This is a genomic window from Pseudochrobactrum kiredjianiae (genome assembly GCF_030362795.1).
In the GTDB taxonomy this organism is placed as follows: Bacteria; Pseudomonadota; Alphaproteobacteria; order Rhizobiales; family Rhizobiaceae; genus Pseudochrobactrum; species Pseudochrobactrum kiredjianiae.
In genome coordinates, this window is the sequence record NZ_JAUCBM010000001.1 from 1,266,639 (window position 1) to 1,291,640 (window position 25,002).

The 25,002-nt window shown below is 49.0% G+C and carries 23 protein-coding genes and 1 tRNA gene; 10 read left to right on the forward strand and 14 right to left on the reverse strand.

The annotated features are described in order from the left end of the window. Positions 1 to 4 precede the first annotated feature (4 nt). Positions 5 to 1,270, reverse strand: a complete 1,266-nt coding sequence (locus tag QUF18_RS05590) for an MFS transporter (protein ID WP_289385959.1) — start codon at positions 1,268 to 1,270, stop codon at positions 5 to 7. Between the two features lie 265 nt (positions 1,271 to 1,535). Further along, entirely contained in the window at positions 1,536 to 2,438 is a 903-nt protein-coding gene (locus QUF18_RS05600; RefSeq protein WP_289385960.1) for a uracil-DNA glycosylase, read from the reverse strand. Between the two features lie 266 nt (positions 2,439 to 2,704). On the opposite strand from QUF18_RS05600, the gene QUF18_RS05605 reads away from it, so the two are divergent. After that, entirely contained in the window at positions 2,705 to 4,369 is a 1,665-nt protein-coding gene (locus tag QUF18_RS05605; RefSeq protein WP_289385961.1) for an electron transfer flavoprotein-ubiquinone oxidoreductase, read from the forward strand. Between the two features lie 225 nt (positions 4,370 to 4,594). Here the strand turns inward: QUF18_RS05605 and QUF18_RS05610 are convergent, their stop codons facing one another. The 4 genes from QUF18_RS05610 to QUF18_RS05625 all read right to left on the reverse strand — a co-directional run bounded on the left by QUF18_RS05610 (position 4,595) and on the right by QUF18_RS05625 (position 7,834). Further along, positions 4,595 to 5,635: an endonuclease/exonuclease/phosphatase family protein gene (locus QUF18_RS05610; protein ID WP_289385962.1), complete on the reverse strand. Its 1,041-nt coding sequence runs from the start codon at positions 5,633 to 5,635 to the stop codon at positions 4,595 to 4,597. Between the two features lie 119 nt (positions 5,636 to 5,754). Further along, positions 5,755 to 7,281 (reverse strand): AMP nucleosidase, encoded by a 1,527-nt coding sequence (locus QUF18_RS05615; protein ID WP_289385963.1) that lies wholly within the window; start codon positions 7,279 to 7,281, stop codon positions 5,755 to 5,757. 179 nt (positions 7,282 to 7,460) lie between these two features. Then, the gene (locus tag QUF18_RS05620) at positions 7,461 to 7,637 is read right to left on the reverse strand and encodes a hypothetical protein (protein WP_289385964.1); all 177 of its coding nucleotides are present in this window, start codon (positions 7,635 to 7,637) and stop codon (positions 7,461 to 7,463) included. Then, the gene (locus QUF18_RS05625) at positions 7,634 to 7,834 is read right to left on the reverse strand and encodes a hypothetical protein (RefSeq protein WP_289385965.1); all 201 of its coding nucleotides are present in this window, start codon (positions 7,832 to 7,834) and stop codon (positions 7,634 to 7,636) included. The genes QUF18_RS05620 and QUF18_RS05625 overlap by 4 nt, the downstream gene beginning before the upstream one ends. Before the next feature lie 246 nt (positions 7,835 to 8,080). On the opposite strand from QUF18_RS05625, the gene QUF18_RS05630 reads away from it, so the two are divergent. Further along, positions 8,081 to 8,800 carry a glutathione S-transferase N-terminal domain-containing protein gene (locus QUF18_RS05630; RefSeq protein ID WP_289386163.1) on the forward strand — a complete coding sequence of 240 codons (720 nt, stop codon included), beginning with the start codon at positions 8,081 to 8,083 and terminating at the stop codon, positions 8,798 to 8,800. A 107-nt stretch (positions 8,801 to 8,907) separates the two neighbouring features. On the opposite strand, the gene QUF18_RS05635 is transcribed toward QUF18_RS05630, so the two are convergent. After that, positions 8,908 to 9,252: a DUF2147 domain-containing protein gene (locus QUF18_RS05635; RefSeq protein WP_289385966.1), complete on the reverse strand. Its 345-nt coding sequence runs from the start codon at positions 9,250 to 9,252 to the stop codon at positions 8,908 to 8,910. A 400-nt stretch (positions 9,253 to 9,652) separates the two neighbouring features. On the opposite strand from QUF18_RS05635, the gene QUF18_RS05640 reads away from it, so the two are divergent. Further along, a complete protein-coding gene (locus QUF18_RS05640) occupies positions 9,653 to 9,913 on the forward strand; it encodes an SEL1-like repeat protein (RefSeq protein ID WP_289385967.1) in 261 nt (86 codons plus the stop codon). A 52-nt stretch (positions 9,914 to 9,965) separates the two neighbouring features. Here QUF18_RS05640 and QUF18_RS05645 read toward each other — a convergent pair whose 3' ends face one another. After that, on the reverse strand, positions 9,966 to 10,616 hold the full coding sequence (locus QUF18_RS05645; protein WP_289385968.1) for a YitT family protein: 651 nt from the start codon (positions 10,614 to 10,616) through the stop codon (positions 9,966 to 9,968). 518 nt (positions 10,617 to 11,134) lie between these two features. On the opposite strand from QUF18_RS05645, the gene QUF18_RS05650 reads away from it, so the two are divergent. Next, positions 11,135 to 11,788, forward strand: coding sequence for an antifreeze protein (locus QUF18_RS05650; RefSeq protein WP_289385970.1), 654 nt, complete (start codon positions 11,135 to 11,137; stop codon positions 11,786 to 11,788). A 100-nt stretch (positions 11,789 to 11,888) separates the two neighbouring features. Here the strand turns inward: QUF18_RS05650 and QUF18_RS05655 are convergent, their stop codons facing one another. Beyond that, positions 11,889 to 12,677: a helix-hairpin-helix domain-containing protein gene (locus QUF18_RS05655; RefSeq protein ID WP_289385971.1), complete on the reverse strand. Its 789-nt coding sequence runs from the start codon at positions 12,675 to 12,677 to the stop codon at positions 11,889 to 11,891. Positions 12,678 to 12,980: 303 nt separating this feature from the next. Beyond that, entirely contained in the window at positions 12,981 to 14,171 is a 1,191-nt protein-coding gene (locus QUF18_RS05660; RefSeq protein ID WP_289385972.1) for a porin, read from the reverse strand. A 649-nt stretch (positions 14,172 to 14,820) separates the two neighbouring features. On the opposite strand from QUF18_RS05660, the gene QUF18_RS05665 reads away from it, so the two are divergent. The 4 genes from QUF18_RS05665 (at position 14,821) to QUF18_RS05680 (ending at position 18,324) form a co-directional block, all read left to right on the forward strand. Further along, a tRNA-Ser gene (locus QUF18_RS05665) sits at positions 14,821 to 14,910 on the forward strand. Between the two features lie 188 nt (positions 14,911 to 15,098). Further along, positions 15,099 to 16,178 (forward strand): porin, encoded by a 1,080-nt coding sequence (locus QUF18_RS05670; protein WP_289385973.1) that lies wholly within the window; start codon positions 15,099 to 15,101, stop codon positions 16,176 to 16,178. Positions 16,179 to 16,461: 283 nt separating this feature from the next. Then, positions 16,462 to 17,388: a tyrosine-type recombinase/integrase gene (locus QUF18_RS05675; RefSeq protein ID WP_289386164.1), complete on the forward strand. Its 927-nt coding sequence runs from the start codon at positions 16,462 to 16,464 to the stop codon at positions 17,386 to 17,388. Between the two features lie 570 nt (positions 17,389 to 17,958). After that, positions 17,959 to 18,324, forward strand: a complete 366-nt coding sequence (locus tag QUF18_RS05680) for a DUF423 domain-containing protein (RefSeq protein ID WP_289385974.1) — start codon at positions 17,959 to 17,961, stop codon at positions 18,322 to 18,324. Positions 18,325 to 18,444: 120 nt separating this feature from the next. On the opposite strand, the gene QUF18_RS05685 is transcribed toward QUF18_RS05680, so the two are convergent. Then, on the reverse strand, positions 18,445 to 20,565 hold the full coding sequence (locus QUF18_RS05685; protein WP_289385975.1) for a lytic transglycosylase domain-containing protein: 2,121 nt from the start codon (positions 20,563 to 20,565) through the stop codon (positions 18,445 to 18,447). 857 nt (positions 20,566 to 21,422) lie between these two features. Between QUF18_RS05685 and dapA the strand changes: the two genes are divergently transcribed. Further along, the gene (gene dapA / locus QUF18_RS05690; protein ID WP_289385976.1) at positions 21,423 to 22,307 is read left to right on the forward strand and encodes a 4-hydroxy-tetrahydrodipicolinate synthase; all 885 of its coding nucleotides are present in this window, start codon (positions 21,423 to 21,425) and stop codon (positions 22,305 to 22,307) included. Between the two features lie 235 nt (positions 22,308 to 22,542). Continuing rightward, positions 22,543 to 23,019, forward strand: a complete 477-nt coding sequence (gene smpB / locus QUF18_RS05695; protein WP_289385977.1) for an SsrA-binding protein SmpB — start codon at positions 22,543 to 22,545, stop codon at positions 23,017 to 23,019. A gap of 49 nt (positions 23,020 to 23,068) precedes the next feature. Here the strand turns inward: smpB and QUF18_RS05700 are convergent, their stop codons facing one another. From QUF18_RS05700 to QUF18_RS05710, 3 genes are all read right to left on the reverse strand, one after another. Then, positions 23,069 to 23,773 carry a uracil-DNA glycosylase gene (locus QUF18_RS05700; RefSeq protein WP_289385978.1) on the reverse strand — a complete coding sequence of 235 codons (705 nt, stop codon included), beginning with the start codon at positions 23,771 to 23,773 and terminating at the stop codon, positions 23,069 to 23,071. Between the two features lie 120 nt (positions 23,774 to 23,893). Then, a complete protein-coding gene (locus tag QUF18_RS05705; protein ID WP_289385979.1) occupies positions 23,894 to 24,466 on the reverse strand; it encodes a LabA-like NYN domain-containing protein in 573 nt (190 codons plus the stop codon). 290 nt (positions 24,467 to 24,756) lie between these two features. After that, positions 24,757 to 24,909 carry a hypothetical protein gene (locus QUF18_RS05710; RefSeq protein WP_289385980.1) on the reverse strand — a complete coding sequence of 51 codons (153 nt, stop codon included), beginning with the start codon at positions 24,907 to 24,909 and terminating at the stop codon, positions 24,757 to 24,759. Positions 24,910 to 25,002: the final 93 nt, after the last annotated feature.

Genomic DNA, 25,002 nt, shown 5'->3' on the forward strand with positions numbered 1-25,002 from the left:
ATCCTCAGCTCTTCTCATTCTCGTCTTCTTCCGGCACATCGCTGCGCGGATCCATCTGATAGCTTTCCGGCGTATTGATGTTTTTCGTGGCCTGATATTTGAACTCTGTTTTCTGGTCACTGATCGCCGGACGCTCCCTTAAGGTTATGCGCCAGAGTGCGTGCAGGCCATAGGCGGCAAAGCAGATGCTCAGGGTTACCGGCATACCGGTTTTGCCTAAACTCTCCATCATACGGGCTGCGATCTGCGGCCCGATCATATTGCCGACCCCATAGACAATCAGCAAGCCGCCAGAGATTTTCACAAACTCATTGGCTTCCGCATAGTCATTGGCATGCGCGACATTGAGGCTGTAAATCGGAAACAGAACGCCTCCCATCAGGAAGATAACCGCATAACCGCTGATCCCGTCTGCCGGAGACACAAAGGTCAGCATAATTGCCAGTACAACACCGACACTGCCGCAGAAGACCATGACATAACGACGATCGGCAAAATCTGAGAAGCGTCCCAGCGGATATTGGAAAATCGCCCCGCCAATCACAGCTGTGACCAGCATGGTTGCGATGCTCAGATTATCCAGTCCGTTCTTCTGACCATAGATCGGTGCGAGAATATTCCACGAACCGGCAATAATACCGGATATGAGCGAGCCGATGACAGCCGCCGGAGAACGCTTATACAGGCCGCGAATATCCAGCGACACCTGTGTCAGCGGTTTCGGGGATTCCGCACGCGACAGCGCGGTGGGAATGAGCGCAAGGCTGTAGATCAGCGTACAGATGATAAACAGAGTTTGTGTGGAAGGATCACCAAAAGGCAGAATATACTGGCCGGACATAGTGCCGATCATGGTGGTTATCATATAGACAGAGAAGATCATGCCGCGGCTGTCATTGTTGACACGCTCATTGAGCCAGCTCTCCACCACCATATAGCCGCCAGCGAGAGAAAAGCCCGCCAAGGCACGAAAGCCCATCCAGGCGATCGGATTTATTATCAGCGAGTGCAGCAGCAAAGACATACCAAGAATAGTCAGCAAGACTGTAAAAACGCGCACATGGCCGACATTGCGCACGAAAATTGGTACAATCAGACAACCGGCCGTGAAGGCGAGAGAATAAAAAGTTCCCATCCAGCCGATAGTGATTGTTGACCAGCCTTCCATACCGGCACGGATCGGCAGCAGGAGTCCCGCAAGGCCTCCGGCCATCAGCATCAGAAGCGTACTGAAAAGAAGCGCTGTAATCGGCAACAACTGTGCAGGCATGGCTTTATCCGGACTTAAAGCATTTCCAGCAAAAGTGCGAAGCGGTTTTGCGTAGGATAATGCGTAAAATAAATAATTAGAGCGGTTCCCACTATTCAATCGTAACTGGGACCGCTCTAAACCTTAAACGGCAGAGAGCCGTAAAAGAGAACACATTCAGCAGGACTGTATTGTGAAATCAATGCAGGGATATTGGCATTTTAAGGTCGTGAAAAATTCTCTCTTCACGGATATTTATGTCGTATTTTATGCTCTAAACCACAGATCAGACTTCAATGCCTTCCAGACGCATTTTGACCATCAGCCAGTCCTCCCATGCAAAACGTTTTTGCGCCGGTGTGCGCAATAAGTAATCTGGATGCAGGCTTGGCATAATTGCAACGGTCTGCGCACCGGCAGTTGTCAGGCTATGCCAGTTGCCGCGTAATTTATAGATCGGCTCGCGGGAGCCTGTCAGCGCCTTTGCGGCAGGGTCGCCAAGCGCAACAATTACTTTTGGCGCAACCAGTTCAATCTGCCGGTTGAGGAACGGACGGCAGAGGTCAATTTCCAGCGGCGTTGCAGGGCGATTGCCCGGCGGGCGCCATGGCAAAGTATTGGCCAGATAGGCTTGCTCGCGTTTCAGATTAATGGCTGCGAGAATGCGCTCCAGCATATGTCCGGCAGGGCCGGAGAAGGGGACGCCTTCAAGATCATCGTCACGCCCCGGTGTATCACCGATCACCATCAGGTCGGCATTCGCGGAACCGTCCGCAAAGCAGATATTTTTCGCCGTAAATTTGAGGCGGCAGCCGTCAAAGCCTGCCATCGCCTGCTGCAGCATATCAAGATTGTCTGCGCTGCTAGCAAGTTTGCGGGCTTCTTCCAGCAGGACTTCCGGTGCAATGGAAGCCTGTGCCGCAATGGGAGCTTGCTGCGCTCTTTGTTGCTGGTTTGCCGGTAAGGCGGGATTTTGTCGCGGTGCCTGTTGCGCATTGCCGGCTGGTGCCGCTGCATTGTTGCGCATTGTAGTGTCAGGTTGCGCAACGCGTTTTGGTTGCGCTGCCGCAAGGGCTGCGGCTTCAGCAAAGCGATCAACCGGCGCGTCATGCAGCGCGGAGTCCACTCCGGCTTCCGCGTAAAAGCGAATCAGATCTTCCCAATTGGCAGTTATTGCAGTGTCTGACACACGATTGTTCCGGTTTTAGGCATGTTTACTGCTCTGAGGTCGCAAATTGTCAGAGCTTTGGCAAGGGCTTTCGGACGGGGTTGTTCAAAAACCATTTACATTGACGTTTACGTCAATATTATAGTGATCTGTTAGTGAACAAACGTCATGATCTGCGGCGATTTTGGACAATAGGACGCATTTGAACTGTGTTACAACCCTGTATCAGGGTGAATAGAATATAATAACGGGAACCAGATACCACGCCCGATGCTATGGAGGCTTATATGAGCAACGAACACGAACTCCCGGAACGCGAAAGTATGGAGTTCGACGTTGTGATCGTTGGCGCAGGCCCTGCCGGTCTTGCTGCTGCGATCCGGCTGAAACAAAATAATCCGGAACTCTCGGTCGTCGTGTTGGAAAAGGGCGGGGAAGTTGGCGCCCATATTCTTTCCGGCGCTGTGGTTGATCCTATCGGGATCGACAAGCTGCTGCCGGACTGGCGCGAAGAGAGCGACCATCCGTTTAAAACTGCTGTGACTGACGATCAGTTTTTGCTGCTCGGGCCTGCAGGCTATGTAAGACTGCCGAATTTCGCTATGCCGAAACTGATGAACAATCACGGCAATTACATTGTATCTTTGGGCAATGTCGCGCGCTGGTTGGGCACACATGCTGAAAATCTCGGCGTGGAAATCTATCCGGGCTTTGCTGCTGCCGAAGTGCTTTATAATGAGGCCGGTGCGGTTATCGGTGTAGCCACCGGTGATATGGGCGTTGAGCGCAATGGCGAACCGGGGCCAAATTATACACGCGGTATGGAGCTGCTGGGTAAATATGTGCTGTTCGCCGAAGGTGCGCGCGGTTCACTCTCCAAAGAAGTCATTGCCAAATACAAGCTGGATGAAGGCCGCGAACCGGCTAAATTCGGTATTGGTCTGAAAGAATTGTGGCAGGTCGACCCGTCAAAGAGCAAGCCGGGTCTGGTGCAACATTCCTTCGGCTGGCCGCTCGATATGAAAACCGGTGGCGGTTCATTTCTCTATCATCTGGAAGACAATCTGGTTGCCGTCGGTTTTGTGGTACATCTCAACTACAAAAATCCGTATTTGTCGCCGTTTGAAGAATTCCAGCGCTATAAAACCCATCCGTCAATCCGCCCGACTTTTGAGGGTGCCAAGCGTATTTCCTATGGCGCGCGTGCGATCACCGAAGGCGGCTGGCAGTCTGTACCAAAGCTGACTTTCCCGGGCGGGGCGCTGATTGGCTGTGCGGCAGGTTTTGTTAACGTGCCACGTATCAAAGGCTCGCATAATGCGGTGCTGTCGGGCATTCTTGCAGCCGACAAAGTGGCAGAAGCTATTGCTGCCGGTCGTGCGAATGACGAAGTGGTTGGCATTGAAAATGAATGGCGCGACAGTGCAATCGGCAAAGATCTGAAGCGCGTTCGTAACGTGAAACCGCTCTGGTCGAAATTCGGCACAATCCTTGGCGTAACGCTGGGTGGTCTGGATATGTGGACAAACCAGCTGTTCGGTTTCTCCTTCTTCGGCACATTGAAGCATGGCAAAACCGATGCGGCATCGCTGGAACCGGCAGCCAAACATAAGCCGATTACCTATCCGAAGCCGGATGGCGTGATTACTTTTGACCGTTTGTCATCGGTGTTTTTGTCGAGCACCAATCATGAAGAAGATCAACCGGTGCATTTGCAGGTGAAAAATCTGGAGCTGCAGCTGAAGTCTGAGCATGATGTGTTTGGCGGGCCTTCAGCACGCTATTGCCCTGCGGGTGTTTACGAATGGGTTGAGAAGGACGGCAAGGAAACTTACGTCATCAATGCGCAGAACTGCGTGCACTGCAAAACGTGCGACATCAAAGACCCGAACCAGAATATCAACTGGGTTACGCCACAAGGCGGCGAAGGACCGGTTTACGCAAACATGTAAATGTTTGCGATAATAAACCGTGTCCGTCTCGACCGCCGTCAACGAAGATGTCGGCGAAGGACCGGTTTACGCAAACATGTAAATGTTCGTATTTTTAACGCGTATCTTGTCCGAAAACCGGAAACCACTTTTCGGGATACGCTTGATAAAACCGTGACCGTCTCGACCACCATGATCTAGATGTAAATATATAAAAACGGCGCCTCAAGAGGCGCCATTTTTATATCAGATGCGGACAGCCGCCGGATTAGGTTGCGGATTATCCTCCGCAGGCTCTGAAGCCGGTGCCGGAACAGAGAATTCAAATAGCAGCGGCAGATGATCCGAACCGGCAGGTTCTCCGGTACGCATGTTTCTTGCCTTCACCGTATTGTTGATAAGCACCTGATCAATCGGCAGACCGATCCACGGGCGCAGTATTTCTGGCAGGCGGTTTGTCAGCCATGTCGGGCCGGAACCGGCAACACGTTTTGTGTCGGTGAGCATTTCATATTTGCGTAGGTTGTAGCTCCACGGCGTGGCATTGAAGTCACCGGCAATAATCACCGGAATACCATGTGCATTGGCCATCGGTTCCAGTGCAGGGCGCAACATTTCAAATTGCTGAACCTGCGGAAATGGCCATGGCCATGACTGATGCACGGAAGAGACGAGCACATTGGTGCCGCCAAGATTGATCAGAGCGGTTGCCAGTACACCGTCACCGGTACAAACCGGTGAGCCGAATTCTGCAAAAGGACGGCGCGAGAGAATACCGACACCCCAGCGGTTCGGCAGCGTGCCGCACTGATGACGATACGGATAGCTGCCTTCCAGTATTTTAAGCCATGGCTGCCACTGCTCGGAGCCTTCCTGATAGGTGATAATATCCGGTGCATTACGGGCGACAGCTTGCAGCACTTCTTTCGGATCAGCGTGGTTTTGCAGCAAATTGATCTGCATCAGCCGGTAGGTCACAGTCTCATTCTGATCTGTCGTCTTTTGCGAAGAGCTGTTCCAGTTCACCGTTGTTGAGAAGGCGCTGATACCAAGCAATGCAACCATTGCCGCCTCACGGCGCAGACTGGTGAACAGCAGGAAAATGCCGCCAATTGCCATAATCGCTGCCAGATGCGCACGGAAATGCGCGAAACTGTCTAATGCCGGATGCACGCGGCCAAAGAAGCCCAGCACGAGTGGTACAGATAGCAATACTAATATGATCAGCAATGCAAAGAGCAGGCGGGACGGTTTTTTTACAGCAGGAACTGGCTTTTCAACGGACATAGAGACCACAGAGCAAGAGAAATAAAGAATGCGCTACTGATGGCTGCGAAAAGCAGCTTAATCAAGGCTAAACAAAAGCAGCGCCATTACAGCGCTGTTTTGTCATGTGCTTAAAGTGTTTACTGGAATGCAGTCTCGAAGAAGCTGCGAAGTTTACGCGAATGCAACCGGTCTTGCGGCATCGCAGCAATCTTTTCCATCGCACGGATACCAATCTGCAAATGCTGGGCAACCTGCTTCTTGTAGAATTCTGTTGCCATGCCCGGCAATTTCAGCTCGCCATGCAAAGGCTTATCGGACACGCAAAGCAATGTGCCGTATGGCACGCGGAAGCGGAAGCCATTTGCCGCGATGGTCGCCGATTCCATATCCAATGCTACTGCGCGGGACTGGGAAAGCCGCTGCACAGGGCCGCGCTGATCGCGCAATTCCCAATTACGGTTGTCAATCGTGGCAACGGTACCGGTACGCATGATGCGTTTTAGCTCATAGCCTTCAAGGCCGGTAACTTCTTCCACCGCATCTTCAAGTGCCACCTGAATTTCTGCCAATGCGGGAATCGGCACCCAGATCGGCAGATCATCATCGAGAACATGATCCTCACGCACATAGGCATGGGCGAGCACATAATCGCCAAGTTGCTGGCTGTTGCGCAGACCCGCACAGTGGCCAAGCATCAGCCATGCGTGCGGACGCAACACTGCAATATGGTCGGTAATGGTTTTGGCATTAGATGGGCCGACGCCAATATTGACCATGGTAATACCGGAACCATCCGGCTTGACCAGATGATAAGCTGGCATTTGCGGCAGACGTGCAGGCTCAGCACCTTGCGACGGCGCATTATTACCGGCAAAGGTCACCAGATTGCCGGGCTCAACGAATTTGGTGAAACCACCGCCGCCTTCCGCCATCAGCTTACGGGCATAGGCGCAAAACTCGTCCATATAGAACTGATAGTTGGTAAAAAGCACATAGTTCTGGAAATGTGACGGGCTGGTTGCCGTATAGTGCGACAGGCGTTGCAGGGAATAATCCACACGCTGGCCGGTAAATGGTGCCAGCGGCATCACTTCCAATGTCTGGAATTCTGCATCACCATTGGCGATGCTGTCATCCGTATTGCCGAGATCGGGCACATCAAACATATCGCGCAGCGGGTGCCGGAAAGCATCGGAGACGGACGCTTCGACATAGGTGCCTTCAAGGAACGCGAAATGCAGCGGAATTGGCGTTGAGGATTCCTGAACTGTAACTGGCACGCCGTGATTTTTGATCAGCAGGCGGATTTGTTCCAACAGATAGCTGTCGAAAAGATCGGGGCGGGTCAGTGTCGTTGCATAATCGCCGGGCAGGCTGACATGACCATAGGCGAGACGCGTATCCACATGGGCAAAGCTGGCCGTTGAAAAGCGCAATTCCGGGTAAAAAGCACGGAAACGCTGCGGCGGAACTTCCCCTTTGGCGACCTTATGAAAGGCATCGCGCAAAAAAGCAGTGTTGCGGTCATAGAGAGCACGCAATGCATCAACTGCAGCGCGGGCATCTGTAAATGCTTGAGGAGCAACTGGCTCCGGTGTGGCTATACCCGCAGAAATGACATCTGCGACGGACGTGCCGGTAAAAGTGTCGATTCTTTTGCTCATAGCTTACTATAAGCCGGAATTCTTACAGTTTATATGGCAAGATTACGCTTCGGATTGTGGTTGAGCGGGCTAGAGCGCGGTGTGCCTTGCTTGGCACACAAAGGTCGCTCTAACACTTTAAAATGAGGGCATAATTTTACCTTAAACTGATCCAACTTTGAGGAATTATGCTCTAGTGTCTATTTTTGTAAGCTGACAAATAGTACCAGACCGGTTGCAGTCACCTGTCCGCCGGTATTGGCGGCAATACCGGTAAAAGCCGCAACAGGAGCCACAAAGAATAGGCTGAAAACTATAATCCGCATAGCCAGAAACAAACTATCAGTCAGATTGTTGAGAACGGAAACACTCTTCATGGGCTAACCTCCTTTTCCTGTGTTGCAGTGGTCGTTGTCACAGGCGGATGGGAGGTGTCTTTTTGCGTGGTCGTGTGATGGGCTGTCATAGAGAGCAGGACAGGGCGGCTGGAGTGATTTTCATTCATCAGCAGCAGGCCGAGAAAAGTCGTACCCAGCACAAAGAGGCTGATAATGGTAAACCGGTGATACAACATCGCTTGCCCCCTTTTCTTGTCCTGAATGATCTTGTGCTTACCTTATAGGGAAGGGGCTGAACTCTTTCTGAGAGGCGCGTTCATCGGGCGTTCAAACTCATGAAGCCGGATTAAGCATAGTATCAGCGAGGTAGCGCAAAGTTTTCCCTTGCGGATTGCTTAATATGTAGCGCGGACTATATATTGCTGCATCTGACCAGTCAGGCTGACTGGCTTTACAAAACCTATAATCAGGAGCTGATCTCGATGAGTGCTGAGCCTAAGACCCAAACCAAGCCGATTGAACTTTATTACTGGCCGACTCCAAACGGTTGGAAGATCAGCATCATGCTTGAGGAACTTGGCGTTCCTTACGAGGTAAAATATATCAATATCGGTAAGGGCGATCAGTTCGAACCGTCATTCCTGAAAATCGCGCCGAATAATCGTATGCCAGCGATTATTGATCCGGAGGGGCCGGATGGTCAGCCGATTTCAGTTTTTGAATCCGGTGCAATTTTGCAATATCTGGGGCGTAAATTCGGCAAATATTATCCGACAAATGAGCGCGCCCGCGTGGCTGTGGACGAATGGCTGATGTGGCAAATGGGTGGTCTTGGACCAATGTCCGGTCAGGCAGGCCATTTTCGCGTCTATGCACCGGAGAAAGTCGAATACGGCATCAACCGCTATACCAATGAGGTCAACCGTCTTTATGGCGTATTGAATCGCCAGCTTGAAGGCCGTGATTATATTGCCGGTGATTATTCTATTGCTGATATGGCCTGCGTGGGCTGGATCAGTGCCTATAAAAACTACGATCAGAAACTGGAAGATTTCCCGAACCTGAAACGCTGGTATGAAGCCGTGTCTGCCCGCTCTGCCGTGCAACGCGGTATGGAACTGGGAAAGACTGAACGTGAAAAGAGCAATCTGGCCACGGATAAAGACGCGCAGAACGTGCTGTTTAATCAAAAAGCACGCTGACCGGGTCAGCAAAGATACTCTCTTCCATAGCCATTAAGTGCTTTGGGAGATGTAATTAGGCGTTGCATGACGGAAGTTGTGCAACGCCTTTGTTATTCTTTGCGAGGTTACTGACGTGTCAGTTTCTCAGTCTTACAAATCAGGCCGCCGGCAACACAACCTGCCAGAGATAGTGTGTTACCGCTGACACTGGCTTTGCCGGAATAGGTTTTGCCTTCATCGAGCTTATTGACGGTGCCTTTGTAGCTGCCGTCCGTGCCGGTCATCTTGCCAATGGATTTGCCTTTATATTCGCTGTTCAGCACAGTGCCGCAATAATCATCGCCGCCGCAGTTTTTATATTCAATGATTGTGCCGGTTGAGCGCTTCCATGTGCCGACAATCGGCTCTGCTGCGAGAGCAGGGCTGAGGGATACAGTCATAGCTGCAACGGTAAGCAAAATTCTCTTCATTCGTTCCTCCCGAAGATACGTAATCTTTGATGTGCCTATTATTTACGCTCACGTAAACGTAATCCAATCTTGCGTGCTTGAAAAGAGGGGATTTAAGAGGAGAAATAATGAAATGATGAGGGGGCTTTAAAACCCTTATGTGCGTCTTGGTTAGCAGCAGGTTTAAATTAGCAATATGAGAAAATACGTGATTTTGGCAGAAAGCCCGTAAAACCGGCAGAGTTATTCTTAATGAATTCTGATGTTTACCCATTGTTTGGATTTTGTTGATTGGCTGTTAAGGATGCAATTTAACGGCGGTTTTAACTCTTTCCTGCATTCTGATCACAACAACAGCAGAGATCTGCACGGCACTTCCAGCCCTAAGCAGACCGCAGTTTAACAGGACAGGATCAGAGCAATGTTTGCAGGTTTTAAAGCGAAATCAGAAAATAGCGTCCATGCCATGCAGGCCGAAATGCTGTTTGAGACCGGTATGATGTATTATGCAGGACGTGACTGCGAAGCAGATCGTATCGAAGCTTATAAATGGTTCAATATTGCAGCAATTCGTGGTGATGACCGTGCCCTGCCAATGCGCACGCAGCTCTCATCATTAATGAGCAAGACGGAACTGGTGCGTGCGTTGCGTGAGGCTCGCGAATGGATGGCGCGTCATTAATCGCGCCATACGATTTGTATTAAGTTAGCTTGTGGCCGCGTAACGACTTTGTTTAGCTTGTGGCCGCGTAACGGCCGGGCTTATGATTAATCGCGATAATAACATTCATCACCACTGCGCCGATGACAGAAATCGCAACCTGTTGCGGTGACAGGTAAAACAGCGATACAGCCATAAGCAGCAGATCAAGTGCAAGTTGAGACCAGCCCGCACGGATATTGTAATTATCCTGCAAATACAGCGCCAGAATATTGATGCCGCCAACACCGGCACGATGGCGAAACAGAGCCAGCACGCCCATTCCCATCAGAGTGCCGCCCATAAAAGCCGCAAAAATCGGTTCGAGCGTGGAAAAATCCACCCACATCGGAAACAGACGGGTAAAGACAGACATCAAAGCCACGGCAATAAAGGTGCGAATGGTGAAGTGCCAGCCCATCCGTTTGATGGCCAGATAATAAAAAGGCAGATTGATCAGGAAAAATACCAGAGCAAACTGCCAGTTTGTTGCATAATGCACGAGAAGGGCAACACCGGCGGTGCTGCCGGTCATAAGCTTAGCCTGTGCATAAAGCGTCAATCCGAGGCTCACAAAGCTGGTGCCGATAAGCATCGCCACAACATCTTCATAGAAACGGTGCCTCTCAGTAGGGAGTACTGAGGATAGAGCCGGAATTGCATCTGGTGTTGTGACTTCAGCCATGAAAAGACCCTGCAACTTGCTGCTGCGGCGTAACTTAAAACGTCGGACAGGTAATTGTTAAAACGCAAACTGAAAAACAGCAGAACCTTCACAGAGCGCTGTCAGTGGTGTTTCTAGCGGAAAATAAGAACGAAATCAGCGGTGAGAAAATTGTTATTTTGGCTCTGGCAATAGCGGATTACACGCGGATTTTATGTTTTAATATTCCAATAATTGCGCGTGACTGTGCGGCTATGTCAGGTGAAATGCTGCGGAAATCTGGTATAAATCAAGTTGAATGCGTGTTTTAACGATGCTTTACTGTCGTAAAGCGCGCACGAAGTGTTATTTATTGCATCCGTAATCATTATAAAAATGCTATGTTTAGCGTCTAAAATATAAGCAGTGACAATGCTGGGTCACAGCACGTCAAATCCTTTCAAAAATCGTGAAAAGGTTTTGCATTCGGAATCCTATACGATATTGATGGAAAAACGCTTTAGGCACAGTGTCTTAATAACTTACTCAGGAGAACAGAGATGAAAATTCAAACTCTCAGCAGCCTAGGCGGCGCAGCATTGTTGGCAGGAATGGCCGTCTTTGTACTGTCTTCACCAGCAAGTGCGCTGACAATGGCAGAATGCAGCACGAAATATCAGGCTGCTAAAGATGCCGGTACACTTGGCAATGTAAAATGGAATGATTTCCGTAAAGCACAATGCGGAACCGATTCTTCTGCTGCTCCTGCCGCAGCACCGGCAGCGCCTGCTGCAACTCCGGCAAAGCCTGCCAAACAGGCTGCTGCGCCTCAAGCTGATGAAGCTAAAGGCCTGACCATGCAGCAATGTTCTGCAAAATATAAAGCAGCTCAGGAAACTGGCCTTGCGACCGGTTTGAAATGGAATGCTTTCCGTAAGGAAGAGTGCGGTCCGGGTGCTGACCCTGAAAAAGTAACATCTGTTTCCACAAAAGAGCCAGCAGCTCCGACTGTTGCCGCACCAAGCGGCGTTAAATTCCCGTCTGCAGTATCTGGCAAATATGCCAGCGAGACTGTTGGCAAGCAGCGTATGAAAACCTGCCTCGACCAGTATTATGCCAATAAGAGCGCAAATTCACTCAACGGTCTGCGCTGGATCCAGAAGGGCGGCGGTTATTACAGCCTCTGCAATGCTCGTTTGAAGGGCAATTCCTGATATTTCCAGCTGATTATCAGAGCTGAAACAAAAAATAGCCGCCTCAGTTTTGAGGCGGCTTTTTTATATGAACGGATGATTTGCTCTATATTTAGAAGCCTTATTGCGCGGCTTCGTTTTTCTTCGCAGCTTTTGGCTTGGCCTTAGCTGTCGGTTTGGCCGCTTTTTTCACAGCGCGCTTAGGTGTGGCGGCAGTTGTTGTTGCAGATTTCCCCATCAGCTTCTTCGCAACAGCACCCCAGTTTTCACGCTCCATACGTCCAGCAAAACCAATGTTGCGGTTAATCCAGCCGGTTTGCACTTCATTGAGGTCGGCCAGCTGATCGTAATGAAAAATACCAATCTTAAATAATTTGTCCTGAATGGCTTTGCCAATGCCACTGATCAAAGTCAGATCATCTGCTGCGCCATTGCGTGGTTTTTTGAGAAGATTAGGTTCTGTCGCAGGCGGTGGCGTGACAATAGCTTCCGGTTCTGGAGCAGAAACCGGTGCTGTATCTGTGGTGGCTGGCGCTTCTATGGTGGCAGATGCCACTATAATAGCCTCAGTAGCAGATGTAGCTACGGCCTGCTTGCTATGAGCAGGGCCTACCGGCTCAGCCGCCGGAATAATTGTCTTCGCGGTTTTGGTCTGTTTTGGCGGGCTGGCCTGCTTTGTAACAGCGTCGGATTTTTCCTGCGGCATAACCATTTTGATGGATGACGGAGCAGGGGGCGTTTTGGCAATCGCCGCTTTTTCTAGCGGTGTAGCGACAGTTTCAGAAGATTTCGCAGGCGGAATGGTATTGGCAGCCGGCTGTTTTGCCTTGGAACTGATAAACTTGCTGTAAAGCAGACCAAGGAGAAATACGATTACACCGGTCAGTGCGATCCAGAGTAAAAATTCCATATAAATCTCCTTATGAGTGTTATCCGCTGCACAAACTGAATAGCGCATGAATTATGGCATATTCAGGCTCTGATCTGATTATTGTTCATTGGTTTTAGAACAGGGCAGAGGCAATGTGTGCTGTGAAATATAGCAGAGTGTACGCCGCTGCAAAATGCTGCGTCTCATAAAGCGTGGGGATAAAGCCTGCGTTGTAAATGCCAGAGATCGTTTTGCGTTCAAATCAAAAGGTAAAAACAGAAAACCCGGCAGTATAAACTGCCGGGTCTCTGTAACCTTACGGTCTGTTTTAAGCTGTAAAGCTTAGAACGAACGCTGGAAGCGGATCATACCCTGCCAAGCATCGTCGCCCTTAAGAACCGACTTGTTGTCGCTCCATTTGGTGTAGGATACTTCTGGAGTAATTGTGAAGCCTGGAACCAGCTGGTAAGCTACGTTTGCAGTTGCTGCGAAGGTTTTTGCATCTTCGTAAGCGAGCTGTACGTTGAAGGTTGCTTTGTCGGTAGCTTTGAACTTCGCGCCACCCCAAACAGCCCAATCGCCACCCCATGTGCCGTAGAAGCTGTCAACCAGACGAACGCCGCGCTGATTGCCGTTTGCATCTGTGTAAGCATATGCGTAATGGTCGTTGTTCGACTTGTAGCCGCCCTGTACCCATACGGAGAACTGTTCAGTTACGTTTACATCGAGACGTACTTTACCAGCCCATTCTTCGTTCTGCGCATCGTAAGCAGCAACACCAACGATCGAACCCCAAGCCTGTTCAAATTTCAGACCACCAACGATATGTGGTGTGTAGTCGTCAATTTTAACATCTTTGGTTGTAACGAACTGGTTGTTGAATGTGCGGTATTCGCCAGCTTTATCAGCATCGCCTGTGCCACCCTGTTCCAGAGCGATCATAGCCGAGAAGCCGTTGCCGCCTGTGAATGTGTAGCTGATGGCGTTGGTGCGGTAACCACCACCGAGAATTACGTCGTCGTTCATTACGTCGCCGTAGTAACCTGGGAAGGTTACGAATGCGGATTCGTCAAGACCAACGCGCAGACCGCCGAGCTGGATGTAACCGTAACGCAGGGAACCGGAAGAACCTGCAGTTTCACCGTTTTCGTACTGGAAACGAACGCTGGAGAATGTCTTCAGTGTGCCGAGTTCAGTTTCGGAAGCAGTTGTCATGTTCAGGTTGAAACGTGACATGAAGTTGTATGTGTCGCGGTTCTTCTTAGCGAAGCCTGTGAGGCCAGCTTCTTCAGCGCGGCTTGTCGAACGAGCGTATACGTTGTCGCCGCCTTTGATGTCAGCGCGAACATAACCGCCGATGCGCAGGCATGTTTCTGTACCTGGAATGTAGAAGTAGCCAGCGCCGTATGCATCGCAAACGCGTACATATTCAACAGCTTCTGGTTCTGGTGCAACGATGGCGTCGGCAGCCTGAGCGCCGGATACTGCAACGAGGGCTGCAGCGGAGCCGAGAAGAAGGCTCTTAATGTTCATTTCTGACCTCCAGTCAAAGTTTTAAATGGGTCTGGGCATTTTATTTTGGCTGAAGGACAACCTGCCCCCATCCCCTTGGGTGAAAAAGTCGCTACCGAAGCGCTCCTTCTTCTGCCCTCAAGATACTCAGGCTCAGTTTTGTTGCAACACTGAAAACGCATAAGTAGGGAGTGAGTTGTTGCTATCGGTATATCGTGTTGCAGAAAAGACACGAAACTTACCCTAGGCTGTGGATTTCATTTATGTTTTGTTTATAAACATTAAAGGAAATTAACCTGATTTTGCGGGCTTTTTCGCGTTTTTATGCAAATCACTGCCGACAAACCATCTCGAAGCACCTCTGTGCACATATGTTACACGATCAGAATTTGAGATGTGGCAACGCAGCAAAGACAACAAATCAGTCGCATTATTTCTCTAAAGATTCGACTCGGCTGATGAGGATGGCTTTTTTGCATTACTGGCTTTGATTCTTTCTCCAAAACGCTGATGCTATTCGTGCTAACTCTATAAGTAGGCTTATAATCGCCTGGAATTATCAGATTTTGATGCCTTTTTTAACGATACACTGTTGATGATGCATATTTTTTTGCACTTTACGCGTAAAGTGCTTGAACTCCTGATTATTACCGGCTATTGCGCCTTTACCGGAGAGGTGGCCGAGTGGTCGAAGGCGCTCCCCTGCTAAGGGAGTATACCCGGAAGGGTATCGTGGGTTCGAATCCCATCCTCTCCGCCAGAATTCATAGAATACCCTACAAACCGGCAGATTTTCTGACCGGTTTTTTTGTTGTTTTCCGTCCATTATATGTCCTGATCAGGCATGGTTTTTTCGGAATTTGGAAAACTTTAATTTTCAAAATTTTTTAACATGTTGAATTTATATGATTTTTCATCATCCTTAATGTTTCTGACTGGAGGTCAGAAATGAACATTAAGAGCCTTCTTCTCGGCTCCGCTGCAGCTCTCGTTGCAGTATCCGGCGCTCAGGCTGCCGACGCCATCGTTGCACCAGAACCAGAAGCTGTTGAATATGTACGCGTTTGCGATGCATACGGCGCTGGCTACTTCTACATTCCAGGCACAGAAACATGCCTGCGCATCTCCGGTTACGTTCGTTTTGATCTGTCTGCCGGTGATGATGCTTATTCAGGTAAAGACAGTGATACTTGGGGTACCAATACTCGTTTCACACTGCGTACAAGCACAGCTTCTGAAACAGAGCTCGGTACACTGAAAACCTACACTGAAAACCGTTTTAACTTCGGTGATGGTGAGCAGGGTAGTCACACTCTGAAGCATGCATACATTCAGCTTGGTGGTCTGATGCTCGGTAAAACCGACTCAGCATTCCATTCTTTCACTGGCTATCTCGGCGACATCATCAATGATGACGTGGTAAGTGCAGGTCTCTACAATACAAACCTGATCAGCTACACCTTTACAGGCGGTAACGGCTTCTCGGCAATTATCTCTGCTGAGCAGGGTGAGAAAGCGAAGCCTTTCGGCCACGGTAACTCACTGCCAATCGCTTATGATGCTGTAATCGACGATTACATGCCGCATGTTGTTGGTGGTCTGAAGTTTGAGCAGGCTTGGGGTTCCATCGCTGGTATTGCTGCTTATGACGCTGAGATCGAAGAATGGGCTGGTAAGGTTCGCCTCGATGTAAACGTAACAGACAAGTTCTCCGTATGGGTACAGGGCGGCTATGCTTCTTATGAAGCTCCAGTTGGTATGTACGGTAACTGGGGTGGTGATTGGGCTGTTTGGGGTGGCGCGAAATTCAAAGCTACCGACAAAGCGACATTCAACGTACAGGCTGCTTACGAAGATTGGGGCAAAACCGCTGTTGCTGCAAACGTAGCTTACCAGCTGGTTCCAGGTTTCACCATCACTCCAGAAATCAATTATACTTCTTGGAAGGGTGATCACCCGGTACGTGCTCTTGGTGGTGCGCCTAAGGATGCATTTGGCGGTCTCATCCGCTTCCAGCGTTCTTTCTAAGCCATTGGTTTAGCATAAAAAAATGCCAGCGGCTTCGGTCGCTGGTGTTTTCGTCTCAGAGGAGGCGTTCAAGCGGGGACCATCTTATTCAAGATGCGCTTTTATAAATGATGTAAGATTTTTGTATGCGAAGGGCGAAATAGTAGCTTTTTGAGAGGGGGCATCAGAAACACAACCAAAGTGGTTATCCTATGCTGCGCTATCAAAATTGCTGCCCGGACTTGTTTTATTTTTTGGTTGGCTCTAAGACTCCCCACCATTCAAGCGGCTGGGGGGCCCTATGATGGAGCTGAATCGGGACATTTATATCGATAATTCTGAAGGTTTTGCACCTGTAGTCGGGTATAATCTCAGTTTTACGTCTTCAAATACAAAAACACATCGTATTGTTAATCAGTACACAGTTACTGAATTGTCCGAGCGCTATCTCAATATTTTGTGGGACGATGGCTCCCATAAATACAATGTGAGATTGTTTCTCGGTGAAATAAATGAAATTCTGAAGGGAGAGCGTTTCAGCGGCTTTAGTCAGGAAATGCTCGACAGAATTATCGGTTCCCTGCGTGAACGCAATAACAGCAATGCAACCATTAATAGAAAAATGGCTGCATTAAGCAAGTTACTGCGAAAGGCGTATAAGATGGGGGATATCTTTAGCCTGCCGGAGTTCATTCGTCAGAAAGAGCGGGCAGGGCGAATTCGTTTTCTGGAACTTGAAGAAGAAGCACGGCTTTTTGCTGCGATTAAAAAGCGCTGCGAAAACAGCTATCGTTTGGCCGTTTTTCTGGTTGATAGTGGTTGTCGTCTGGGGGAGGCAATCGGCCTGACCTGGAATGATTTGCACGATCCACGCGTTACATTCTGGCTGACAAAATCGAATCGAAGCCGTACAGTTCCTTTGACAAAACGAGCGAGAAAAGCCTGTAAAATACCGGTTGAACGCCATAAAGGGCCGTTCTCAATGCTGACGCAGGTAGAATTCCGCGCTGTGTGGAAGGATGCTAAATATGAAGTCGGCCTTGGCACGGATACGCAGGTTGTGCCGCATATTCTTCGACATACTTGCGCTTCACGCTTGGTACGCGGTGGGATTGATATCCGCCGTGTTCAGATGTGGCTTGGGCATCAGACGTTGCAGATGACGATGCGTTACGCCCATCTTGCGACCAATGATCTTGATAGTTGCGTGAAAGTGCTGGAAATTCGCTGAGAATATCTGACTTTTAATCAATTTATGAGCTGACTATACAGGAAATCAGTCAAAGGGGCTGGTTTCATCCTGTTTGAAAGTCTGTGCAGTTTTAAATTCATGTCCATTTGCTTTGGTAGATGCCAGCAGCCAGTGCAGTGCATTGGCGTGTCGCGTGTACAAAGCACAAATATTAGAGTATGTCGCAGCTAAATGGGTTCATTTGAGCTAATGCGAACATGCGACAATTAAAGGAATCTAGAGCGAGTGCTGTGGGTACGATCAAACGCGATACGCTCTAGCGCTTCACTTGGTGTAATTAGATAAAATCCTCAGCATTATGCCCCATTTCGCCCAATATCAGCGGGTGAAAAATCTCTCTGTTATGTTCTTGCTCTGTTGAGGCTGTCAGAAGTTCAGAGTGCGCTCCGCAAAATATGAAACAGTCTCTGGGTAAAATATACGTAAAAGCAGATAGATAGAGCGGTTTCAGTAGTTCAGTATTAACTGAAACTGCTCTAAGCCATTGATAAAGCCTGCAATTAGCTGCATTGATGGAAAACTGGTTTATCAAGTTACAGGATTTACGATATGACTGCTGATTTTGAGCGGCTTTTTCTGTTTTTTGCCGGTGTTTCCGGCGCGATAGCAATGGCAAGTTACGCTGCCTCTGCCCATGGCGATCATGCTTTTCTGGGCGTTGTCGCACCGATTCTATTAGGGCATGCAGCAGCATTTATTGGCTTTGCAGTGCTGAGCGCCCGTAGTCGTGCTATTTATTGGGCAGCTGTTCTGGTGCTTGTTGGCCTTGCTTTATTTGCGGGGGATTTGATTCTGCGCGATCTGACCGGCAATAAATTGTTTGCTATGGCTGCACCTGTTGGCGGTACACTGATGATCGGTGGCTGGCTGATGACAGCTTTAGCTGCTTTTATACCTGTGAAAAAGCAGCGCTGATATCTGCTGTTTTATATATCTGTGCTTTCAAGGTAAAGTATCCGGCTAACAATCGTATTATAATGAAAAAGCCCCGCAACATTTTATGCTGCGGGGGTTTTCTTTGGTCATTATAATGTTTTATCCGCGGCGACCGCTAATCAGGTCCTGCTGGATATTGGCATTGCCATAGAGACGCGATTTATAAACCGCATAGTTCTCCATAACGCGCTGCACATAATTACGGGTTTCTGTGTAAGGAATGCGCTCAATCCAATCGACAACCTGATCAAGATTCTGCCCGCGCGGATCGCCATATTTAGCAATCCATTCGCTCGCGCGTCTTGGGCCTGCGTTATATCCCGCGAAGGTCAGAATATAAGAGCCGTTGAAACGCTCAATCTGTTCTCCCAAATAATGCGCGCCAAGCGTAGCATTATAGGCAGCATCGGTTGTCAGGCGCTTGTCGGAATAGGCAAGACCGGCACGCTGAGCGACGCCTTTTGCAGTTCCCGGCAATAATTGCAGCAAGCCACGTGCGCCTGCACTGGAAACAGCTGAAATATTGAACTCACTTTCCTGACGGGCAATCGCATAGGCAAGCGCTGCACCGGAGCCTTTAATATTGGCATTGGCAGGAATAGCGCCCGTCGGATGCGACAGTGCGCCAACATCAAGACCACGACCGGCAGCAATCTTGCCGACACGCAAAGACAGGTAATGATTACTGTTGCGCTCAGCCATCACAGCGAGCAAAGCGAGTTCGCCGGTGCTGCTGAGTTCCTGTGCCATATTGATATAAAGGCTCTGCGCACGGTTACCATAACCAATTGATTCCAGACGGCGAATTGCACGTACCGGTTCACGGCTGTCAAAACGCGAACGGTCTTCAGCGCTAGGCTTCGGATAAGGCAGCTGCAAGACATTGTTGCCAAGTTTGGCCGCGGCAAGCTGACCATAGAATGATGTGCCAAAATAGGAGGCGCGTTGATAAAGCTGTTTCGCATTACCACCACCGCCAGCTTCTGCTGCACGTCCCATCCAATAATAGGCGCGGGATGCCGACATCGGGCGTGAAGAAATCTCAGCAATACGGGTAAAATGCTTTTGTGCCGTTGCAGCATCATTGAGCGCGCGCAGAGCATACCAACCGGCATGGAATTCGGCATCAACAGCCATAGTTGCCGATTCCGCGCTATGGGCTGCAGCCAGACGATAGGCAATTTGCGGCTTTCCGATATCCAGCAACTCGCGGGATAAAACGCGGCGCTCAATCCACCATGCATCCGGATCAACTAGAGATTTGGCGTCACGTGGTGCCTTCAACATCAGGTTCGCGGCTTCTGTATAGCGCTCAGAGCGGCGTAAATGCTGAATATTAGCATAGAGAAACGCCGGATTGGACTGCCATGAACTATGCACGGCTTTCAGCTTTTGTGCAGCGTCCGGCGCACGTTTGCTGACGGCGACAAAAGCTGCATAAAGTGATTCCGCATTGGCAGGCGCAGCTAAGCGTGCAGCCGATGGCAAGCGGTTATCATAGAGCATACGCAGAAAACGTGCCTGATGATCGTCTTTGGTCAATACGCCGGAAAATTCGCGCAAAACCTGCGTTTCATCTTTTACATCGAGCTTGGCCGTTGTCCACCACGGTGCCAGCAATTGACGCGCCTGATTGCGGTTGCCGCTTGCAAGATAGGCGCGACCCAGCAGGATCATACCTTCTGTTGTCTGTGGTTTGCGGGTGCCGAGATAGGAAATTACAGTGCCTGCAGAGGCATTCTCCCGATAAAGTGCCCGTTCAGTATTGCGCTGAACAGTCGTCATACCAGGCCAGCCACGCAATTCAGATGCTGCGGCTAGATAATCAGAGCTTGTCAGCCCTTCTGCTCCCGATAGCGCCAATGCCCATGTCAGGATATGACGGTCGAGATCATTAACGGACATGCCATTACGGATAGCCAGAGCGCGACGCGGATCTTTGGCTGAAAGTGCATCCAATGCGGTTTTCAGACTTCCATTCATCGCTGCCGGTGCTTGTGCTCTTGGAATGGTTGCCGTGGTTGTCGGGTCCGGCTTCATCATTGGCGCAGGCATATTTCGCATTGCGGTTGGTGCGAAAGGACGCAGCAACGGGGTCGGCACATTTTCAGCATCCTGAGCGTAGGCGGACAGGCCATTTGTCGCCACGCTTGCACATAAAAGAGCAAGGGCTAAAATTTTCTGATCTGCTCGCTGTCCGAAAAGTGCAAATTTACGCATGACTGTTCCGTATAACTCTGTTGAAGCAAATTTAAGGCAGAATTTTCAGATATTCGAGTAAAAACTGAGTGTTAAAGAAATGGTGTTCTTTATGATCAGAGGCTCGCAATAGGCTTTCTGATCCTGCCGCTCTTCTTGTCACGGGACTATAATTCATATCTGTGAAAGCATTGTTAATGAAGCCTTACCTTAAATGCTCATTAGAGCGCCGGTGCCCTCATGGGCGCACAAAACTCGCTCTAACACTTTATATACACGCATAATTTTACCTTAAACTGATTCAAGTTTAAGGAATTATGCTGTAAGGAACTGAAGCCGTTTATGCACTGTTCTGTCATGCCGGTTCGATTGCGTGGTGCCCAAATTTTGCCTGTATTCACTGGTGTTGATAGATATGTTTTTCACCTTAGGGTGGTGAGAGCGATTCACAAGTTTCGTCTATATGCATAATCAATATCGTCTAACTGACGATATTGATGTTTAAATTTAGCATAGTGCTGATTTTGCTATGAATATGTATAAATTTACTTGCTGCGGTAGTTATGCGGGACTATGGTGCAGCACTTTTCACAAACAGGTGGTCAGGGTATCATTCTGTATGCGGCTCAACGGCCTGTATGGATTGTAATGCTATGACCTTTTGTCGAATATAATGAAATTCGCATAAGCTGTATATTTGAACTTGTCATTTATACGGATTTGAATATCTGGCATTCTGTTTTACCGAATAACGGCAAGCAGAACACCAGAATGTAATACCAGACTCTGATAAACGATATGTCCGGCCGGAACTCCTCACAGGGTTTGGCAGGCATATTATTCATTTTAAACTCAGACATATTTTTTGGGAGTACCCGATGCTGAAGGGCTCAATCACGGCTATCGTCACACCTTTTACTGAACAGGGTGCATTTGACGAAAAAGCGTTCCGTGGCCTTGTAAACTGGCAGATAGAAGAGGGAACGCACGGTTTTGTACCAGTTGGTACAACCGGCGAAACACCGACACTATCCCATGATGAGCATAAACGGGTGATCGAGGTTTGCGTTGAGGAAGCAAAAGGCCGTGCGCAGATTATTGCCGGCGCCGGTTCTAATAATACGATTGAAGCTATTGAACTTGCCCAGCATGCAGAAACTGCAGGTGCTGATGCGGTTCTGGTCGTGACGCCTTATTATAATAAGCCAAATCAGCGCGGTCTTTACGCGCATTATTCCGCTGTCGCCAAAGCGATTTCTATTCCTTTGGTCATTTATAATATTCCGGGTCGTTCAATCATTGATATGACGCCTGAAACGATGGGTGCGCTTGTGCGCGACCATAAGAATATTATTGGTGTGAAAGATGCCACCGGTAAAATTGAACGTGTATCAGAACAGCGTGCAACATGCGGTGCTGATTTTATTCAGCTCTCCGGTGAAGATGCAACCGCACTTGGCTTTAATGCTCATGGCGGTCGTGGTTGTATTTCTGTGACCTCCAATATTGCGCCGCGTTTGTGCGCGCAGTTTCAGGAGGCTTGTCTGGCAGGGGATTATGCAACCGCACTGACAATTCAGGATCGTCTGATGCCTCTGCATAAAGCATTGTTTTTAGAGCCAAATCCGTCCGGTGTTAAATATGCATTGGCACGCACCGGCCGTATTACCAATCATCTGCGTTTGCCGCTCATGCCGGTAGAAGCAGAAACGGCAGAGAAAATTGACGCAGCACTGCGTCATGCAGGACTGCTTGCTGCCTGATACGCGTACTTGCTAAGTAAACGAACAGTTTAAGCTGTTTATTTTGCTGCAAATCATTTAAAGCCTGCCGGTACATTGATTTATGAACCGGCAGGCTTTTTTACACTCAACTTGTAGTCATTTGAGTGCACTGTCCTCTGGTTTTATAGGGGTCGCATTATCACGACAGCCAAGTTGCTCCAATTTGACTGTGAAATGCTCTAGTAAAGTTGCGGATCAGATATATATTGCTGTCATGAATACGAAAAAAAATGCACCTGCTCGCAAAACCATCGCTGAAAACCGCAAGGCACGCTATAATTTCGAGATCCTCGAAGTTATCGAGGCCGGTCTGGTTTTGTCCGGAACCGAGGTAAAATCTCTGCGTTCCAATCAGGCTAATATTGCTGAGAGCTATGCCAGTTTTGAAAATGACGCTTTTTGGCTGATTAATTCTTATGTACCTGAATATACGCAGGGCAACCGGTTTAATCATGAGCCGCGGCGTTTGCGTAAGCTATTGCTCAATCAACGTGAAATTGTGCGTCTGGCAAATTCTATCGCGCGCGAGGGTATGACAGTTGTACCGCTGAAGCTCTATTTTAATGAGCGTGGCAGAGCCAAGTTGGAAATCGCATTGGCGCGCGGTAAGAAACTGCATGATAAACGCGAGACGGAAAAGAACCGGGACTGGAATCGTGAGAAATCACGTTTGCTGCGTGATCGCGGTTAATATGCGCCAAGTTCAAAGCCCTGTCTGTGACAGGGCTTTTCTTTAAGCGCTATATTTGTGGATTGGCGTTGAGATAATCGCGCACATTGTTGAAAACCGCATGGAACATTGCCTCAGTGAGGACGCCGGTATTGGTGTTATAGCGCGAGCAATGATAGCTGGAAAAAATCCGCAGCGATCCGATTTCTGTTTGCACATTATGGCCGAATTTATGTTTCGAAACCGGTTGGCCGAGTGCGCGGATTGTTGACTGGTGAGCAATTGTGCCAAGTGTAACAATTGCTTGCAGATTTGGCAGACCGGTAATGAACGGAGATAAAAACTGACGGCAGGTATTAATTTCAGCGCCTGTTGGTTTGTTTTCCGGCGGAACGCAACGCACGGCATTGACGATAGCGCAATCATTGAGCGTCAGCGTATCATCAGGCCGCGCTTCAAATGTGCCTTGTGCAAAATCATATTCTTTAAGTGTGGAATAGAGCAGGTCGCCGGCATAGTCGCCGGTAAACGGCCGGCCGGTACGATTGGCACCGCGTAAACCCGGTGCAAGGCCGATAATCAGCAGCCGTACCCGTTCAGGATAGGCGGGCAGGGTGAGCGTGTGCACAGATGTTGCGCTAACTTGCGGATCTGTCGGCAGAAAAGCCGGAACCGGTGCATTGTGCCACGTGGGCTCATTGCCCCGCCAGACTTGAATAAAGTCATGAAGGCGGGGGCAAAATGCACAATCAGGAGATGGTTCCGGATATAACACGATGATGAGAAGAGCCTAAAGCATGTCGCGCTCAAATGACTTCATTTGAGCTAATGCGAACATGCGACAATTAAAAGAATCTAGAGCGAGCGCTATGGTTCAACATGAGCGTAACCCGCTCTAGTAAAGCTCTTCTTCCTCTTCCATACGACGCGCAGGACGCTCAGTCATTTCGCGGCTGATTTCCGGTTTCAGTGTCATCAGGTCGATGAAATGATCTGCCTGACGACGCAACTCATCCGAAATCATAGGCGGCTGCGTGGTGAGGGTCGAAACAACACTCACTTTGCGGCCACGACGCTGAAGAGCTTCTACGAGGCAACGGAAATCGCCATCACCGGAGAAAATCACGAAATGATCGACAGTATCAGTCAGCTGCATGGCATCGACAGCAAGTTCGATATCCATGTTGCCTTTAACTTTGCGGCGACCAGTTGCATCCGTAAATTCTTTGGCCGCTTTGGTAATGACTTTATAGCCATTATAATCAAGCCAGTCGATCAACGGGCAAATAGATGAATATTCCTGATCTTCTACAAGAGCAGTATAGTAGTATGCACGCAGCAAGTAACCGCGTTTTTGAAAAGCTTTCAGCAATTTACGGTAATCAATATCAAATCCGAGCGTCTTAGACGCAGCGTAAAGATTGGCGCCATCGATAAAAAGCGCGATTTTTTCGCGTGAATCAAACATTTTGATAATTATCCATTCTTCAACAAATAATATTTGCTGATTAATTGTCTGCACTTTTCAATTTTATTTTTGAAAAAAGCCTCTCCTATTGTGCGTTCTAAGGCGCGTATCCAGAAAGGCAAGCAATCATAGGTTGTTTTTATTGCGTAGTTGATAAAAGACAGGGAAAATGTGTGATTAACATATCACAAATATCAAATAAATGAAAACTATTCATTAGGGAGCAAGAGTATAAACGGTTTAAGGCCGCTACCGGCAGGTTTCAACAGAGCGTTAAATTTGCATGGATTTTAAAGAATTGCCAGGCGATTCTTGCCTTGCAACATGATCGGTGTTTTGTGGGTTTCGACGTTTACGCTATATTCAAATGGTACGCTGATTGCGATTTCAACGGGCAGTGTCAGTTTTGTGGCTGATCCGGCGCTATAAATATGTTGTGTCATTTCCGGCTCTTGTGTATTTTAGGCGATTGATCGCAGGCTTTGTGCGCTTTTACTTGTTTTTTTCGTCAAGTGACGCTATGGAAGCCAAGAATT

Excerpts from the sequence above, each read along its gene's own strand:
- QUF18_RS05590 (WP_289385959.1), bottom strand. The coding sequence starts at position 1,270 with ATGCCTGCACAGTTGTTGCCGATTACAGCGCTTCTTTTCAGTACGCTT.
- QUF18_RS05605 (WP_289385961.1), top strand. The coding sequence starts at position 2,705 with ATGAGCAACGAACACGAACTCCCGGAACGCGAAAGTATGGAGTTCGAC.
- QUF18_RS05610 (WP_289385962.1), bottom strand. The coding sequence starts at position 5,635 with ATGTCCGTTGAAAAGCCAGTTCCTGCTGTAAAAAAACCGTCCCGCCTG.
- QUF18_RS05615 (WP_289385963.1), bottom strand. The coding sequence starts at position 7,281 with ATGAGCAAAAGAATCGACACTTTTACCGGCACGTCCGTCGCAGATGTC.
- QUF18_RS05620 (WP_289385964.1), bottom strand. The coding sequence starts at position 7,637 with ATGAAGAGTGTTTCCGTTCTCAACAATCTGACTGATAGTTTGTTTCTG.
- QUF18_RS05625 (WP_289385965.1), bottom strand. The coding sequence starts at position 7,834 with ATGTTGTATCACCGGTTTACCATTATCAGCCTCTTTGTGCTGGGTACG.
- QUF18_RS05630 (WP_289386163.1), top strand. The coding sequence starts at position 8,081 with ATGAGTGCTGAGCCTAAGACCCAAACCAAGCCGATTGAACTTTATTAC.
- QUF18_RS05635 (WP_289385966.1), bottom strand. The coding sequence starts at position 9,252 with ATGAAGAGAATTTTGCTTACCGTTGCAGCTATGACTGTATCCCTCAGC.
- QUF18_RS05640 (WP_289385967.1), top strand. The coding sequence starts at position 9,653 with ATGTTTGCAGGTTTTAAAGCGAAATCAGAAAATAGCGTCCATGCCATG.
- QUF18_RS05645 (WP_289385968.1), bottom strand. The coding sequence starts at position 10,616 with ATGGCTGAAGTCACAACACCAGATGCAATTCCGGCTCTATCCTCAGTA.
- QUF18_RS05650 (WP_289385970.1), top strand. The coding sequence starts at position 11,135 with ATGAAAATTCAAACTCTCAGCAGCCTAGGCGGCGCAGCATTGTTGGCA.
- QUF18_RS05655 (WP_289385971.1), bottom strand. The coding sequence starts at position 12,677 with ATGGAATTTTTACTCTGGATCGCACTGACCGGTGTAATCGTATTTCTC.
- QUF18_RS05660 (WP_289385972.1), bottom strand. The coding sequence starts at position 14,171 with ATGAACATTAAGAGCCTTCTTCTCGGCTCCGCTGCAGCCCTCGTTGCA.
- QUF18_RS05670 (WP_289385973.1), top strand. The coding sequence starts at position 15,099 with ATGAACATTAAGAGCCTTCTTCTCGGCTCCGCTGCAGCTCTCGTTGCA.
- QUF18_RS05675 (WP_289386164.1), top strand. The coding sequence starts at position 16,462 with ATGGAGCTGAATCGGGACATTTATATCGATAATTCTGAAGGTTTTGCA.
- QUF18_RS05680 (WP_289385974.1), top strand. The coding sequence starts at position 17,959 with ATGACTGCTGATTTTGAGCGGCTTTTTCTGTTTTTTGCCGGTGTTTCC.
- QUF18_RS05685 (WP_289385975.1), bottom strand. The coding sequence starts at position 20,565 with ATGCGTAAATTTGCACTTTTCGGACAGCGAGCAGATCAGAAAATTTTA.
- dapA (WP_289385976.1), top strand. The coding sequence starts at position 21,423 with ATGCTGAAGGGCTCAATCACGGCTATCGTCACACCTTTTACTGAACAG.
- smpB (WP_289385977.1), top strand. The coding sequence starts at position 22,543 with ATGAATACGAAAAAAAATGCACCTGCTCGCAAAACCATCGCTGAAAAC.
- QUF18_RS05705 (WP_289385979.1), bottom strand. The coding sequence starts at position 24,466 with ATGTTTGATTCACGCGAAAAAATCGCGCTTTTTATCGATGGCGCCAAT.
- QUF18_RS05710 (WP_289385980.1), bottom strand. The coding sequence starts at position 24,909 with ATGACACAACATATTTATAGCGCCGGATCAGCCACAAAACTGACACTG.